General features: G+C 73.8%; 13 protein-coding genes. 7 read left to right on the top strand and 6 right to left on the bottom strand.

What is annotated here, in order from left to right; all coding sequences use genetic code 11:
- Window positions 1–29: 29 nt before the first annotated feature.
- Together ACFYOJ_RS00705 and ACFYOJ_RS00710 are read right to left on the bottom strand one after the other, a co-directional pair.
- Window positions 30–869, bottom strand: a complete 840-nt coding sequence (locus ACFYOJ_RS00705) for a putative protein N(5)-glutamine methyltransferase (protein WP_356552351.1) — start codon at window positions 867–869, stop codon at window positions 30–32.
- Between the two features lie 174 nt (window positions 870–1,043).
- Window positions 1,044–2,120, bottom strand: a complete 1,077-nt coding sequence (locus ACFYOJ_RS00710) for a hypothetical protein (protein WP_356552349.1) — start codon at window positions 2,118–2,120, stop codon at window positions 1,044–1,046.
- Window positions 2,121–2,215: 95 nt separating this feature from the next.
- Here ACFYOJ_RS00710 and ACFYOJ_RS00715 point away from each other — a divergent pair, with 95 nt between their 5' ends.
- The 6 genes from ACFYOJ_RS00715 (at window position 2,216) to ACFYOJ_RS00740 (ending at window position 8,338) form a co-directional block, all read left to right on the top strand.
- A complete protein-coding gene (locus ACFYOJ_RS00715; protein ID WP_356552573.1) occupies window positions 2,216–2,725 on the top strand; it encodes a MarR family winged helix-turn-helix transcriptional regulator in 510 nt (169 codons plus the stop codon).
- Window positions 2,726–2,811: 86 nt separating this feature from the next.
- The gene (locus ACFYOJ_RS00720) at window positions 2,812–3,417 is read left to right on the top strand and encodes a sulfite oxidase-like oxidoreductase (RefSeq protein ID WP_356552347.1); all 606 of its coding nucleotides are present in this window, start codon (window positions 2,812–2,814) and stop codon (window positions 3,415–3,417) included.
- 4 nt (window positions 3,418–3,421) lie between these two features.
- A complete protein-coding gene (locus ACFYOJ_RS00725; protein WP_356552346.1) occupies window positions 3,422–4,192 on the top strand; it encodes a ferredoxin reductase in 771 nt (256 codons plus the stop codon).
- A 268-nt stretch (window positions 4,193–4,460) separates the two neighbouring features.
- Window positions 4,461–5,429 carry an acetylxylan esterase gene (locus ACFYOJ_RS00730; protein WP_356552344.1) on the top strand — a complete coding sequence of 323 codons (969 nt, stop codon included), beginning with the start codon at window positions 4,461–4,463 and terminating at the stop codon, window positions 5,427–5,429.
- Between the two features lie 408 nt (window positions 5,430–5,837).
- Complete coding sequence (gene rho / locus ACFYOJ_RS00735; RefSeq protein ID WP_356552342.1) at window positions 5,838–6,977, top strand: transcription termination factor Rho; 1,140 nt, start codon at window positions 5,838–5,840, stop codon at window positions 6,975–6,977.
- A gap of 173 nt (window positions 6,978–7,150) precedes the next feature.
- Window positions 7,151–8,338 carry a serine hydrolase gene (locus ACFYOJ_RS00740; protein ID WP_356552341.1) on the top strand — a complete coding sequence of 396 codons (1,188 nt, stop codon included), beginning with the start codon at window positions 7,151–7,153 and terminating at the stop codon, window positions 8,336–8,338.
- A 27-nt stretch (window positions 8,339–8,365) separates the two neighbouring features.
- On the opposite strand, the gene ACFYOJ_RS00745 is transcribed toward ACFYOJ_RS00740, so the two are convergent.
- Window positions 8,366–9,298, bottom strand: coding sequence for a glutaminase (locus tag ACFYOJ_RS00745; protein ID WP_356552340.1), 933 nt, complete (start codon window positions 9,296–9,298; stop codon window positions 8,366–8,368).
- A 104-nt stretch (window positions 9,299–9,402) separates the two neighbouring features.
- Between ACFYOJ_RS00745 and ACFYOJ_RS00750 the strand changes: the two genes are divergently transcribed.
- Entirely contained in the window at window positions 9,403–10,461 is a 1,059-nt protein-coding gene (locus tag ACFYOJ_RS00750) for a fatty acid desaturase family protein (RefSeq protein ID WP_388596066.1), read from the top strand.
- 61 nt (window positions 10,462–10,522) lie between these two features.
- Here the strand turns inward: ACFYOJ_RS00750 and crcB (ACFYOJ_RS00755) are convergent, their stop codons facing one another.
- From crcB (ACFYOJ_RS00755) to ACFYOJ_RS00765, 3 genes are all read right to left on the bottom strand, one after another.
- Window positions 10,523–10,897 (bottom strand): fluoride efflux transporter CrcB, encoded by a 375-nt coding sequence (gene crcB, locus ACFYOJ_RS00755; protein ID WP_356552338.1) that lies wholly within the window; start codon window positions 10,895–10,897, stop codon window positions 10,523–10,525.
- A gap of 40 nt (window positions 10,898–10,937) precedes the next feature.
- Window positions 10,938–11,390, bottom strand: a complete 453-nt coding sequence (gene crcB, locus ACFYOJ_RS00760) for a fluoride efflux transporter CrcB (protein ID WP_356552337.1) — start codon at window positions 11,388–11,390, stop codon at window positions 10,938–10,940.
- Between the two features lie 224 nt (window positions 11,391–11,614).
- Window positions 11,615–13,636 (bottom strand): beta-galactosidase, encoded by a 2,022-nt coding sequence (locus ACFYOJ_RS00765; protein WP_356552336.1) that lies wholly within the window; start codon window positions 13,634–13,636, stop codon window positions 11,615–11,617.
- Between the last annotated feature and the right edge of the window lie 158 nt (window positions 13,637–13,794).

A 13,794-nucleotide genomic window follows, 5' to 3' on the forward strand; every position in this document is an offset into this window, starting at 1 on the left:
ACGGTCCGGCATCGTCCCGTCCCGTCCCGTCAGCCGGTCCGTCCGTGCTCCCGTACGCCGATCACCACGTGGGCGTACAGCTCCTCGCAGACCGCGAGGCGGGTCGTCAGGCCGGCGCGGGTGAAGGCGGCGACGGCCGCGGGGGCCTGGCGTTCGCTCGTCTCGGTCAGCAGGCAGCCGCCGGGGGCGAGCCAGGCGGGCGCCTCGGCGGCGACCCGGCGCAGTACGTCGAGTCCGTCGGCGCCGCCGTCGAGGGCGGCGAGCGGCTCGTGGTCACGGGCCTCGGCGGGCAGCAGGGGGACCTCGCCGGTGGGGACGTAGGGCACGTTGGCGGCGAGTATGCCGACGCGGCCGCGCAGGGTGCCGGGCAGCGCCTCGAAGAGGTCGCCGGTGTGCACGTGGCCGCCGGCGGCGGCGAGGTTGCCGCGGGCGCAGCGCACGGCGGCGGGGTCGATGTCGGCGGCGTGCACCTCGGGACGGCCGAGGGCCGCGGCCAGGGCTGCGCCGACGGCGCCCGTGCCGCAGCACAGGTCGACGACGACGGCCGCGTCGGGCGCGTGGGCGAGGGCCTGGTCCACCAGGAACTCGGTACGGCGCCGGGGGACGAAGACCCCGGGGGACACGGCGATGCGCAGTCCGTGGAACCCGGCCCAGCCGAGGACGAGTTCGAGGGGCAGGCCGGTGACGCGGCGCTCGACCAGAGCGGCGGCCTCCCCGGGGGTGCGGGCGGTGGCGAGGATCAGTTCCGCCTCGTCCTCGGCGAAGACGCAGCCCGCGGCGCGGAGCGCGGCCACGACCGAGTCACGGGAGGGGAAGGCGGAGGGAGAAGAGGAAGAGGAAGAAGGGGACGCGGGGGTCGGTGGAGACATGGGGCGAGAGCCTTTCGGGAACCGAAGGGCGCTCTCGTGGTCATCCGTCGCCGGTGACCGCACCGCCGGGGGAGGAGAGCACCCGGGCCGACACAGCGGTAATGGGTCTCACCTCCCAGGTGTACGGCGGCCGGGTCGTCCCGCGGCCGCCGGTCACATTACTACCCCGGACGATCAGACGCCGACGGATTCCTCCATCTCCTCTTCCGCCTCCTGCTCGGCGTCGTGCTCCGCCTTCTTCCCCTCCGGCCGCGCGTGCTTCGGGTGGGCCGGGTGGGCGGGCACCGGGGCGGACGCGGTGGCCCGTTCGCGCAGGGCGGCGACGCCCGTCACCACGAGGCCGAGCAGCAGCCAGGCGGCCAGGGTCCACAGGTTGCGGCCCAGCCCGTCGCTGTCGAAGTAGAGCAGGCTGCGGGCGCCCTCGACGAAGCCGGCGCCGTTCCAGAAGGAGTGCAGGGCGCCGAAGAAGCCGTTCTGCAGCTCGGGCCGGAACAGGCCGCCGGAGGTGGTGAAGTTCAGCATCACGAACAGCACCATCATGGCGAGGGTGGTCCACCGCTTCAGGAAGGTGTGCAGGCCCACGCCGACGAACAGGATGCCGGCGGCGTAGAGCCAGGTCATGCCCCACAGGCCGGCCAGGTCGTGGTGCGCGAGATGGAAGACGGGCCCGGCGAGCAGGGCGCCGATGGCGCTGACGACGACCGAGACGCCGAGCGTCAGCAGGGCGCGGACGCGCATCGGCAGCGCGGCCCCGGCGGCGCCGATGGCGGCCACGGAGGCGTAGGAGCCGATGCTGACGGCGACCAGCAGGAAGAACAGGCCCTGTCCCGTCGGGTCGTCGTCGACCGGGGTGGCGACGTCGGTCACCTTCAGCGGGACGCCCTTGCCCTCGGCGAGGGGCGTGAAGACCTTCTCCACGGCCATGGCGCCCATGTCGGAGCCGGCGGTCGCCACGACGACCTCGGGTGACTTGTCGCCGGGGACGAAGGCGCCGGTGATGTCGCGGTGCCGGAGCAGGTCGACGGCCTCGTCGCGGGTGGGGACGGTCCGGACGTCCAGGGCGTCGCCGGCCTTGTCCTTGACCGTCTGGGCGATGACCTTGGCCTCGGGACCCGAGCCGACGACGGCGACCGGCAGGTGGTTGGGCTCGGGGTGGACGAAGGCCCCCATGTACGCGAGGCCCATCCCGATGCACATCAGCAGCGGGGTGAGCAGGTGCGTGAGCACGTGGCGCAGGGCGTGCGACCTCATCGGCTCACATCCTCCAATGGTTGGCTTATACAACTCTTCTTTCAGTTGTACTATACAACCAAGAGCGCGAGGAGGAATCCGTGACGGCAGCCGAGATGCCCGACGAGACGACCGTCACCACCGGTGCCCGCGGTGCGGCGGACGCGGCCGTGGAGACGATCCAGCGGGAGATGACGGCCTTCGCCCGCCGCGCCCGCGCCACGGCGGGCCGCATGCACCCCGAGCTGTCGCTGGTGTCGTACACGCTGCTCGGGCACCTGGAGGAGCGGGACGGCTGCCGGGCCACCGACCTGGCCGCGCACTACGCGCTGGACAAGTCCACCGTCAGCCGCCAGGTGGCCGCCCTGGAGCGTGCCCGTCTGGTCGAGCGCCGCGTCGACCCGGACGACCACCGGGTCCAGGTGCTGCATCTGACGGACGCCGGGCGGCGCATCCTGGCCCAGGTCACGGAGAGCCGCCGGACGGCCTTCCGGGAGCGGCTCGCGCACTGGCCCGAGGAGGACCTGCTCCGCTTCGCCGCGTATCTGGAGCGCTACAACGCGTGGCGGGAGCCGGAGAGCGGCGGGGACGCGGACCGGAGCGGTCCGGCGGCCACGTACGGTTGATCCCGTACACGCGGCCCACGCGACCGCGTACACACCGATCACCCCGCCGGGGACCCTCCCGCCCCGCCGGTCCGAAAGGCCCCCGCATGAACACCACCCGAGGCTTCACCGGGCGCCCGCGCACCGCCCGGCCGGGCCTGCCGCCCGGCCAGTACGACGCGGGCGACGACTGGCCCGTGCTGTCCGCCGAGGTCACCCCCGACCTGTCGTCCGACGACTGGACCTTCCGCGTCGGCGGTCTGGTGGCCGAGCCCCGCACCTGGAACCGGGCGGACGTCGACCGGCTGCCGCCCTCGGTGTACACGGGCGACATCCACTGCGTCACCGGCTGGTCGAAGTTCGGGGTGCGCTTCGGGGGCGTGTCCCTGGACGCCTTCCTGGACGCGGCCGGGCCGCTGCCGTCCGCCACGCACGCCGTCGCCTACGCGCACACCGGCTACACCGCGAACCTGCCGCTCGCGGACCTGACCGGCGGGCGCGCCTGGATCGTCCGGGAGTACGACGGCCGTCCGCTGACCCCCGAGCACGGCGGCCCGGCGCGGCTGGTGGTGCCGCACCTGTACTTCTGGAAGAGCGTCAAGTGGATCGCGGGCCTGGAGCTCCTCGACCACGACGAACCCGGCTTCTGGGAGAAGAACGGCTACCACGCGCGCGGCAACCCCTGGCAGGAGCAGCGGTACTCCGGTGACTGAGACGATGACGACGACACGTGACGCACGCGGCTTCACGCCCCCGACGCAATTCGCGGTGCCCGGGCGCATCGAGGTGTCCGGGCAGGTGGCGGGGAAGTGGCGGACGGCCACGCTCACGGAGATCCGCCGCGAGACGCCGCGCGCGGCCACCTTCCGGCTGGCGGTGCCCGGCTGGGCGGGCCATCTGCCCGGCCAGCACCTGATGCTGCGGCTGACCGCGCCCGACGGGTACACGGCCCAGCGCCACTACTCGCTGGCGTCCGCCCCGGACGGCTCGGGGCACATCGAGCTGACCCTGGACCACGTCGCCGGCGGCGAGGTGTCCGGCTGGTTCCACGAGGTGGCCCGGCCCGGCGACCGGATCGAGGTGCGCGGCCCGCTGAGCGGCTTCTTCGCCTGGCCCGGCGACCGGCCCGCGCTGCTGCTCGGAGCCGGCTCCGGGGTGGTGCCGCTGATGTCGATGGTGCGCCACCACCGGGCCATGGGGCTGACGGTGCCGCTGCGGCTGCTGGTGTCGGCGCGCAGCCGCGAGGAGCTGATCTACGCGCGGGAGTACGGCGCGGAGACGACGCCCGTGTTCACCCGCAGCGCTCCCGCCGGTACGCCGGTGGGCCGGCTGTCGGCCGCGCACCTGGCCCCGCTGCTCGCCGACCCGCCCGCCGGGGGCTGGGAGGCGTACGTGTGCGGCTCGAACTCCTTCGCCGAACACGCCTCGCGGCTGCTGGTGGCGGCGGGACAGCCGGTGGACCGGATCCGCATCGAACGCTTCGGCTGATCCGCGCGGCCGGGGGCCGGAGGGGGCCGGCCCTCGTCCGGTGACCCGACCACCCGGACCGCGCACGACTCCCCCGGCCCGCCCCCGGCGGCCGTCCGCACGCTCCCGGGCACACCCCTTGACCAGTGCTCCAGCGGGTCCCGCGCGCCTTCGTGCCGCATCGGTGCCGAACGAACTCACCTTGGGGATCTGGCGAGTCCTCCGACCACTCGCATACGGTGTGCTCACCCGTACGGCATGGCACCGAATCCGGCAAAGGCGGTCATCGATGGCCCTGTTCGACCTTCCGCTCGACGAACTGCGCGCGTACCGCAGCAAGTCCACCGAGCCCGAGGACTTCGACGTGTTCTGGGACAAGACCCTCCAGGAGGCCCGCGCACACGACCTCGACGCCCGTTTCGAACCGGTCGACACGGGGCTGTCCACGGTGCGGGTGTACGACGTGACGTTCGCCGGGTTCGGCGGTCACCCGGTCAAGGGCTGGCTGACCCTGCCCGCCGCGGCCGAGGAACCGCTGCCGCTGGTCGTGGAGTTCGTCGGCTACGGCGGCGGGCGCGGACTGCCGCACGAGCACCTGCTGTGGGCCTCCACCGGCCGGGCGCACTTCGTGATGGACACCCGCGGCCAGGGCAGCGCCTGGGGCGGCGGTGGCGGGACCGCGGACCCGGTCGGCGGCACGCCGGCGTACCCCGGGTTCATGACCCGCGGCATAGACGCCCCGGACAACTACTACTACCGCCGCGTGTACACCGACGCGGTGCGCGCGGTCGAGGCGGCCCGCTCGCACCCGCTGACCGACCCGGCGCGCACGGTGGCGCTCGGCGGCAGCCAGGGCGGCGGCATCACGATCGCGGTCGGCGGCCTGGTGCCCGACCTGTCGGCCGTGGCGCCGGACGTGCCGTTCCTCTGCGACTTCCCCCGCGCCACGACGCTCACCGACCGGCACCCCTACCGGGAGATCGGCTCGTACCTGAAGACGCACCGCGGCCGGACTGGGGACGCGCTGCGCACGCTCTCGTACTTCGACGGGGTGCACTTCGCGGCCCGCGGCCGGGCCCCGGCACTGTTCTCGGTGGCCCTGGAGGACCAGACCTGCCCGCCGTCGACGGTCTTCGCCGCGTTCAACGCCTGGGCGCACGACGACAAGACGATCGAGGTGTACGACTTCAACGACCACGAGGGCGGCGGCCCCTACCAGGAGGCCGCGAAGCTGCGCTGGCTGCGCTCCTACGCCTGATCCCTCCGGGACGCGGCGCCCCGGGCCCCGGCCGAGGGCCCGGGAACAGATGCGGCGCCGCCCGTGTTGACAGGGGTGGGACGGAACGACCGTCCCGCCCCTCCGCCGTCCACCGGTCGTGGTGGTACAGTGCGGTCAGCGCCTGTGCATGTCCCCCGTTTCTTGTCGAGGGGCGTCGGCGCGTTTTCCTCTCTCCGTTCGCCGGCACGTCCGTCGCGACGCGACCAGCGTGTCCGCTTCCCGGCACGACCTCGTGAGCAGGGTTCCACCCTGGCCTCCGAGCCGCCGTTCCCGCCGCCCGCAGGGCGCCGTCCGGCCCCTCCCCGCGGCTTCTCCCGCTCCTTCCTTCCGCATGTTCCACGTCATGTCCCACGTCTCATGCCCGCGTCCGTGAAAGGACCGATCACCTTGACCACCACACTCGAACATCCCCCCGTGCGGCAGTCCCCGGCCGGGATCGCCTCCGGTGTCCTCGACATCGACGCGGGAGACAGGGGCCACCTGCGCGGCCCGGGCCTGCGCCCCGGACCGGCCGACCCGCTCCTCTCCCCCGCGCTGATCCGCCGTCACGGCCTGCGCAGGGGCGACCTGGTCGAGGCCGTGCGCGGCGACCGCGGCGCCCTGACCGACGTCGTCCGGGTCAACGGACGCACGCCCGAGGCGCAGCGCGGGCGACGGCACTTCCGGGACCTGACCCCGCTCCACCCGCACGAGCGGCTGCGCCTGGAACATCCGGCGTCCGCACTGGCCGGGCGCGTGACCGATCTGCTCGCCCCGGTCGGGAAGGGCCAGCGCGGCCTGATCGTGGCCCCGCCCAAGACCGGCAAGACCGTCCTGGTCCAGCAGATCGCCGCCGCCGTCGCCGGCAACCACCCCGAGGCCCACCTGATGGTGGTGCTGCTCGACGAGCGGCCCGAGGAGGTCACCGACATGCGGCGCTCCGTCCGGGGCGACGTGTACGCCTCGACGTTCGACCAGAGCGCCAGGGAACACATCGCGCTGGCCGAGCTGGTGATCGAGCGGGCCAAGCGGCTCGTCGAGGCCGGCGAGGACGTCGTGATCCTCCTCGACTCCCTCACCCGCCTGTGCCGGGCGCACAACAACGCCGCGTCCGCCGGCGGCCGCACGCTCAGCGGCGGGGTCGACGCCGGGGCGCTGCTCGGACCGAAGCGGTTCTTCGGAGCCGCCCGCGAGACCGAGGAGGGCGGCTCGCTCACCGTCCTCGCCACCGTGCTGGTGGAGACCGGGTCGCGCGCGGACGACTTCTACTTCGAGGAGCTGAAGGGCACCGGCAACATGGAGCTGCGGCTGAGCCGGGAACTCGCCTCCCGCCGCGTCTTCCCGGCCGTCGACCTGACCGGCTCCGGCACGCGCCGCGAGGAACTCCTCCTCTCCGCGGCCGAGTCGGCGGCCGTACGGGGGCTGCGCAGGGCCCTCGGAGGCCGGGACGGGCAGTCGGGCACGGAGACGCTGCTCGAGCACATGCGGCAGACGCCGGACAACGCCACGTTCCTGCGGCGCGTCCAGCCGACGCTGCCCACCGGCTGACGGCCGGCCGCCGGCCGGCCGCCGGCCGCCGGCCGCCTGTCCGCTCGTCACCTGTCCGCTCGTCACCTGTTCGCCCGTCACCCCGCAGGGTCCGCTACGGCATCCGGGTGTTCACGGGGGCCGTCCGGCCCGGGCAGTGTGGCGTTTCGGGGACCCCTTCCTACGTTTGCGGTATGACTATCGGATTCTCATCCCGGGCGACGCGATCCACCTGTGTGCTCTGCGTGGCGGGCCTGCTGACGCTCATGCCGGCCGCCGCGGCCGCGCGTCCGGCACGCCCGGACCCCGCCCCGCCCGGCGGGCCCCGGGCGGTGGCACCGCAGCCCTCCCTGCTGTACCGCTCCGGCACACAGGTCCGGCTCCGCCCCGGCGCACCGGAGGTCCCCGATGTCTCCGCCCTGTCCTGGGTGGTGGCCGACGCCGGCAGCGGCGAGGTGCTGGCCGCGCACGACGCGCACCGCAGACTCCCGCCGGCCAGCACCCTCAAGACGCTGTTCGCGCTGACGGTGCTGCCGGTCCTGCCGGGCGGCATCCGGCACCGGGTGAGCGCCGGGGAACTGTCGGGAATCGGGCCGGGCAGCAGCCTCGTCGGTGTCGTGGAGGACCACACGTACCGCGTCTCCGACCTGTGGAACGGGGTGTTCCTCAACTCCGGGAACGACGCCGTGCGCGTCCTGGCCTCGCTCATCGGCGGCTGGGAGGCCACGGCCGAGCGGATGCAGGCCGAGGCCCGCGCCCTGGGCGCCCGCGACACCCAGGTGCGCTCGCCCGACGGCTACGACGCGCCGGGCCAGGTCTCCTCGGCGTTCGACCTGGCGGTCTTCGGCCGGGCAGGACTGCGCAACCCGGACTTCGCCCGGTACTGCGCCAAGGTGGACGCGATGTTCCCCGGCCGGGACGGGGAGTACGGGATCATGAACACCAACCGGCTGCTGACGGGCGCGGACGGGGTGGAGCCGTACCCGGGGCTGATCGGCATCAAGAACGGCTACACCAGCGGCGCCGGCAACACGCTCGTCGCCGCGGCCCGCCGCGAGGGGCGGACGCTGGTGGTGACCGTGATGAACCCCCAGGAGGGCGGCGGCCACGCCGTGTACGAGGAGGCACGCTCGCTGCTCGACTGGGGGTTCGAGGCGGCCGGGCGGGTCGAGCCGGTGGGCTCGCTGGAGCCCGCGGGCGCCCGGCCCCGGCCGGGTGCCGAGGCGGTGCGCGCGCCGGCGGCGCAGGCACGGCCGGCGGCGGACGGGCCGGGACGGCCGGGCTGGCCGGACGCGGGGGCGATCCTGGGCGCCGCGGGGCTCGGCGCGGGCGCCGTGGCACTGGCGCTGCGGCTCAGGACGGGACGGGTGGAGCAGGGCTGACCAGCCGGGGCCGGGTGCGGGCCCGGGTCAGAACACCGACAGGCCCGTGAGCGTCGTGAAGCGGTCCAGGGCGGCGACCCCGGCGACCGAGTTGCCCCGCTCGTCCAGGCCGGGGCTCCAGACGCACAGCGTGCAGCGGCCCGGCACGACCGCGATGATGCCGCCGCCGACCCCGCTCTTGCCCGGCAGACCCACCCGGTAGGCGAAGTCGCCGGCCGCGTCGTACGTCCCGCAGGTCAGCATGACCGCGTTGACCTGCTTGGCCTGGCTGCGGCTGAGCAGCCGGGTGCCGTCGGCGCGGACGCCGTGCCGGGCGAGGAACCCGGTGGCGAGGGCGAGGTCGGCGCAGGACGCGGTGACGGAGCACTGACGGAAGTACTGCTCCAGCAGGACCGGCACCGGGTTGTCGATGTTGCCGTAGGACGCCATGAAGTGGGCCAGGGCGGCGTTCCGGTCGCCGTGCGCCGTCTCGGAGGCGGCGACCTCCTCGTCGAAGGTCAGGTCCGGGTTGCCGCTCTCGGCGCGCAGGAAGGCGAGGAGTCCGCCCGCGGCGTCGCCGGTCCGGGTGTGCAGCCGGTCGGTGACGACCAGGGCGCCCGCGTTGATGAACGGGTTGCGCGGGATGCCGTTCTCGTACTCCAGCTGCACCAGGGAGTTGAACGGGTTGCCGGACGGTTCACGGCCCACGCGCTCCCACAGGGCGTCGCCCTCCAGGGCCAGGTCGAGGGCGAGGGTGAAGACCTTGGTGATGGACTGCACGGAGAAGGGCTCCCGCCACTCCCCCACGCCGTACACCGTGCCGTCCGGCTCGGCGACGGCCATGCCGAAGCGGCGGGGGTCGCAGGCGGCGAGCGCCGGGATGTAGTCGGCGGGCCGGCCCCTGCCGGGCGTCCGCTCGATCTCCTCGGCGATGCGCTCCAGGACCGGCTGGAAGGTCGTCGGCGTACTCATGGTCACCATCCTGCCCGGGGGTGTCCCGGCGTGCGGGGGTGGGGCTGGCCGCACCCTCTTCCCGGGGGCGGGCGTCATTCTGCGGGCGGGCGGCCGTTCACATACTGGAGCACATGGCCGATTCCATGGTGCTCAGCGAAATTCCAGCCGCCCGCGAGCGGAAAGAGGGACGGGAAAGGGGAAGCGATTTCTCCGAACTGTCACGGCGTATGACCGAAGCGGGTCTGCTGCGGCGCCGCCCGCTGTACTACACGGTGCGTTTCGGTGCCGTCGCCCTCGCGCTCGCGGGCGGGGTGGCGGCCTTCGTCGCCCTGGGGGACGGCTGGAGCCAGCTGATCGTCGCCGCGGTGATGGCCCTCGTCTTCGGCCAGCTGGCACTCGCCGCCCACGACCTGGCCCACCGGCAGGTCTTCTCGCGCCGGCGGCCCAGCGAGGCGGGCGGGCTGCTGGTGGCCAACCTCCTGCTGGGCATGAGCTACGGCTGGTGGATGAACAAGCACACCCGCCACCACGCCAACCCGAACCACGAGGAGAAGGACCCGGACGTCTCCCCCGACATCCTGGTCTGGTCGCAGCGCCAGGCGCGCGGGGCCCGGGGAATTCCCCGGTTCGTCGGAAAGCACCAGGCCGCTCTTTTCTTCCCGCTGCTGACGCTGGAGGGACTCAATCTGAGTTTCAACAGCTTCAAGGCGCTGCGCGGGCCGTCGATGAAACGGCCGGTGCTCGAGGGGACGCTGCTCGTCGCCCATTTCGCCGTGTACTTCGGCGGCCTTTTCACCGTCCTCTCCCCCGGCAGGGCGATAGCCTTCGTCGCCGTGCACCAGGGCCTGTTCGGCGTCTACCTCGGCTCGGTCTTCGCGCCCAACCACAAGGGCATGCCGATGATCGAGGAGGGCACGCGGCTGGACTTCCTGCGCCGGCAGGTGCTCACCTCCCGCAACGTGCGCGGCGGGGCGTTCGTCGACGTCCTCATGGGCGGCCTCAACTACCAGATCGAGCACCACCTGTTCCCGAGCATGCCGACCCCCGCGCTCGCCGACGCCCAGGTCATCACCGAGCGGTACTGCGCCGAACTGGGCGTCCCCTACCACCAGACCGGGCTGATCGCTTCGCACCGCGAGGCCCTGCGGCACCTGAGGCACGTCGGGGAGCCGCTGCGCGACGCCCGCTGAGCCACGGAGGCGGGGACACGCGCCGGGCCGCCCCTTCCGGTCTCCGGGAGGGGCGGCCCGCTCAGTTCCACAGCGCGCCTGCGAGCGCCACCCCCGCGAAGGCCGCGCCGAGACCGGCCGCCACGCTCGCCGTCACGTTGACGACGGCGAGCGGGCGGGCCCCGGTCCCGGCCAGCTTCAGCGTCTCGTAGGAGAAGGTCGAGTACGTCGTCAGGGCACCGCACAGGCCGGTGCCGAGGAACAGCTGGAGGCGGGGGCCGGCGGCCCCGGCGAGCACCGCGCCGGTCAGCACGCCGAGGACGAGGCAGCCGACGACGTTGACGGCGAAGGTGCCCCAGGGGAAGACCGGGTCGTGCCGGGACCGCACCGCGCGGTCGGTGAGGTGGCGCAGCGGTGCGCCGACCATGGCGCCCGCGACGACCAGCAGCCAGTTCACGACGGCACCCCGCCCTCCGGGGCGTCGCGGGCGGGACGGTTCATGCGGGCCTCCGCCCCAGGACGCGGCGGGTCGCCCACGCGGCGAGGGCCACCGCCGCCAGGGACGCGAGCGGGGTCGCGGCGAGGTACGCCAGGCCCGTGCGGACGTGGCCGCCGGCGAGCAGCTGCCGGACGTCGACGGCGTAGGTGGAGAAGGTGGTGAAGCCACCGAGCACGCCGGTGCCGAAGAAGGGCCTGACCAGGCGGTGGACGTTCCACACCTCGGTGACGGCGATCATGAACACGCCGATCACGGCGCAGCCGGCGAGATTCACCCAGAAGGTCGCCCAGGGGAAGCCGCCGGGGTGCGCGGGCCAGGCCAGGAAGGCCGCGTAGCGGGCGGCGGCACCGGCGCCGCCGCCGAGGGCCACGGCGGCGACGACGGGTGCCTGGCCGCGCCGGTCCGGCTGTCGCGGGGCGGCGCCGGGGCCGCGGGGTTCCGGGGCTGTCATGGTCGTACGTCTCCTACTCGCCCGGGCGTGGGGTGCCCCGTTCGCAAGCAGGGACCGTCGGCGGCGGGTGTGCCGCGGTCCGGGGACGGCGGGCCCCACCGCCGCGCCGCGCGCACCGGCCGCGGCCGCCGGTCAGCCTAACGCCGGGGTGCCGCCCGGGGCACGCCGGGTGCGGCCCCGTCGCGCCGCCGGGGCGCGACGAGGGGGACGGGGAGACCGGGTGCCTAGCCGTCCAGTCGTACGACCCGTACGGCTCCCGCCGGCACCGCGAGACGGTCGGCGGCGCGTTCCCCGGTCAGCAGCTCGGTGCCGGGGGCCTCCAGGGGGATCCGGACGTCGGACGCGGTGTGGTTGACGGCGAACAGGTAGGTGCCCGTCCCGCCGGTGCGGCGCACGACCTCCACGTCGCGGGGCAGGCCGTCGCGCGGGGTGATGCGGGCGTCCGCCGCGGCCCGGCCGAGGACGGCGTCCAGGCCCTCGGCGCCGAGCCGGGTGGAGACGTACCAGGCGGTGCCCTCGCCCAGGCGGTGGCGGGTGACGGCGGGCCGGCCGGCGGCCAGGCCGTCGGCGTACGTCCACACCGTCTCGGCGCCGCGCGGCACGACGAACTCCGTCCACACGTCGCCGTCGAGCTCCGTGCCGTCGGGGCCGGTGATCCGGATCCGCTCCTCCGCCAGCAGCGGCGAGAACTCCTCGACGGTGAGGCCCAGCACGTCCCTGAGCGCGCCCGGGTAGGGGCCCTCGTGGACGGCGTCGTGCTCGTCGACGATGCCGGAGAAGTAGGAGACGACCAGGGTGCCGCCCCGCTCCACGTACTCCCGCAGGTTCTTCCCGGCCGCCTGTGTCGTCAGGTACAGGGCGGGGACGACGACGAGGGGGTAGGCCGACAGGTCGGCCTCCGGGTGGGCGAAGTCGACGGTGAGGTGACGGTCGTAGAGGACCTCGTAGAAGGCGTCGGCGCGTTCGCGGGGATCGTGGTCCTCGCTGGGGCGCCACTGCAGGGTCTGCGCCCACCAGGAGTGCCAGTCCCAGACCATCGCGACGTCCGCCTCGGTGCGGGTGCCGCGGACCGGGTTCAGCGAGTCGATCGAGGCGCCGAGTTCGACCACCTCGCGCCAGACCCGGGTGTCCGTACCGCCGTGCGGGAGCATCGCCGAGTGGAACTTCTCGGCGCCGCGCCGGGACTGGCGCCACTGGAAGAACATGGCGCCCTCGGAGCCGCGGGCCACGTGGGCGAGGGAGTTGCGGGCCATCTGGCCGGGGGCCTTGGCGGGGTTGCGGGGCTGCCAGTTCACGCCCGAGGTGGAGTGCTCGAGCAGCAGCCAGGGGGCGCCGCCGGCGACGGAGCGGGTGAGGTCGGCGGCCATGGCGAGGTTGACGTGGGTGCGGCGGCCGTCGGTGATCAGGTAGTGGTCGTTGGTGACGAGGTCGACCTCGCGGCCCCAGGCCCAGTAGTCGACGGAGTCGCACTGGCTGAGGGCGGTCATGAAGTTGGTGGTGACGGGGACGCCGGGTGACAGGCGGTGCAGGATGTCGCGCTCGGCGCGGAAGTTCTCGCGCAGGGTGGCGTCGGCGAAGCGCTTGTAGTCCAGCGCCTGGGCCGGGTTGCCCACGGTGGGCGTCATGCGCGGCGGGTTGATCTGGTCGAGGTCCGCGTAGCGCTGGCCCCAGAAGGCGGTTCCCCAGGCCTCGTTGACGGCGTCGACCGTGCCGTAGGTGGTCGCGAGCCAGCGGCGGAAGTGGGCGGCGCAGGAGTCGCAGTAGCAGGCGGAGACGGGGACGCCGTACTCGTTGTGGACGTGCCAGAGCGCGAGGGCCGGGTGGGAGCCGTAGCGCTCGGCGAGCTTCGTGGTGATGTCCGCCGCGGCGGCCCGGTAGTCGGCGTTGCTGTGGCAGATGGCGCCGCGGGAGCCGAACTCGTGGCGCAGTCCCTCGGCGGTGACCGGGAGGGCCTCGGGGTGGGCCCGGTAGAACCAGGCGGGCGGTGCGACGGTGGGCGTGCCGAGGTCGACGCGGATGCCGTTGTCGTGCAGCAGGTCCAGGAGGCGGTCGAGCCAGCCGAAGTCGTAGGTGCCGGGGGCGGGCTCCAGCAGCGCCCAGGAGAAGATCCCGACGCTCACCATGGTGACGCCTGCCTCGCGCATCAGCCGGACGTCCTCGGACCAGACGCTCTCGGGCCACTGCTCGGGGTTGTAGTCCCCGCCGAAGGCGAGCCCGGTCAGGCCCCTGGGGGTGGTCTCCGGCATGGCTGCTCTCCCGATGTGATCGATCAGATGGGAACGTGCACACACATGATCGGCGGCACGCACTCAACATAACCGCACAGCAACAACCATTGACAAGTGTCCAGGATGTTTCTCTACTGTGAACGCTCACAGAAGCATGGCAGGTCCCCGCAAGAGGC

It is taken from the genome of Streptomyces sp. NPDC006384 (assembly GCF_042870695.1).
GTDB lineage: Bacteria > Actinomycetota > Actinomycetes > Streptomycetales > Streptomycetaceae > Streptomyces.

What these genes read in the sequence shown, in the direction of transcription:
- ACFYOJ_RS00705 (WP_356552351.1), bottom strand. Translation starts at nt 869, where the DNA reads ATGTCTCCACCGACCCCCGCGTCCCCTTCTTCCTCTTCCTCTTCTCCC.
- ACFYOJ_RS00710 (WP_356552349.1), bottom strand. Translation starts at nt 2,120, where the DNA reads ATGAGGTCGCACGCCCTGCGCCACGTGCTCACGCACCTGCTCACCCCG.
- ACFYOJ_RS00715 (WP_356552573.1), top strand. Translation starts at nt 2,216, where the DNA reads ATGCCCGACGAGACGACCGTCACCACCGGTGCCCGCGGTGCGGCGGAC.
- ACFYOJ_RS00720 (WP_356552347.1), top strand. Translation starts at nt 2,812, where the DNA reads ATGAACACCACCCGAGGCTTCACCGGGCGCCCGCGCACCGCCCGGCCG.
- ACFYOJ_RS00725 (WP_356552346.1), top strand. Translation starts at nt 3,422, where the DNA reads ATGACGACGACACGTGACGCACGCGGCTTCACGCCCCCGACGCAATTC.
- ACFYOJ_RS00730 (WP_356552344.1), top strand. Translation starts at nt 4,461, where the DNA reads ATGGCCCTGTTCGACCTTCCGCTCGACGAACTGCGCGCGTACCGCAGC.
- ACFYOJ_RS00740 (WP_356552341.1), top strand. Translation starts at nt 7,151, where the DNA reads ATGACTATCGGATTCTCATCCCGGGCGACGCGATCCACCTGTGTGCTC.
- ACFYOJ_RS00745 (WP_356552340.1), bottom strand. Translation starts at nt 9,298, where the DNA reads ATGGTGACCATGAGTACGCCGACGACCTTCCAGCCGGTCCTGGAGCGC.
- ACFYOJ_RS00750 (WP_388596066.1), top strand. Translation starts at nt 9,403, where the DNA reads ATGGCCGATTCCATGGTGCTCAGCGAAATTCCAGCCGCCCGCGAGCGG.
- crcB (WP_356552337.1), bottom strand. Translation starts at nt 11,390, where the DNA reads ATGACAGCCCCGGAACCCCGCGGCCCCGGCGCCGCCCCGCGACAGCCG.
- ACFYOJ_RS00765 (WP_356552336.1), bottom strand. Translation starts at nt 13,636, where the DNA reads ATGCCGGAGACCACCCCCAGGGGCCTGACCGGGCTCGCCTTCGGCGGG.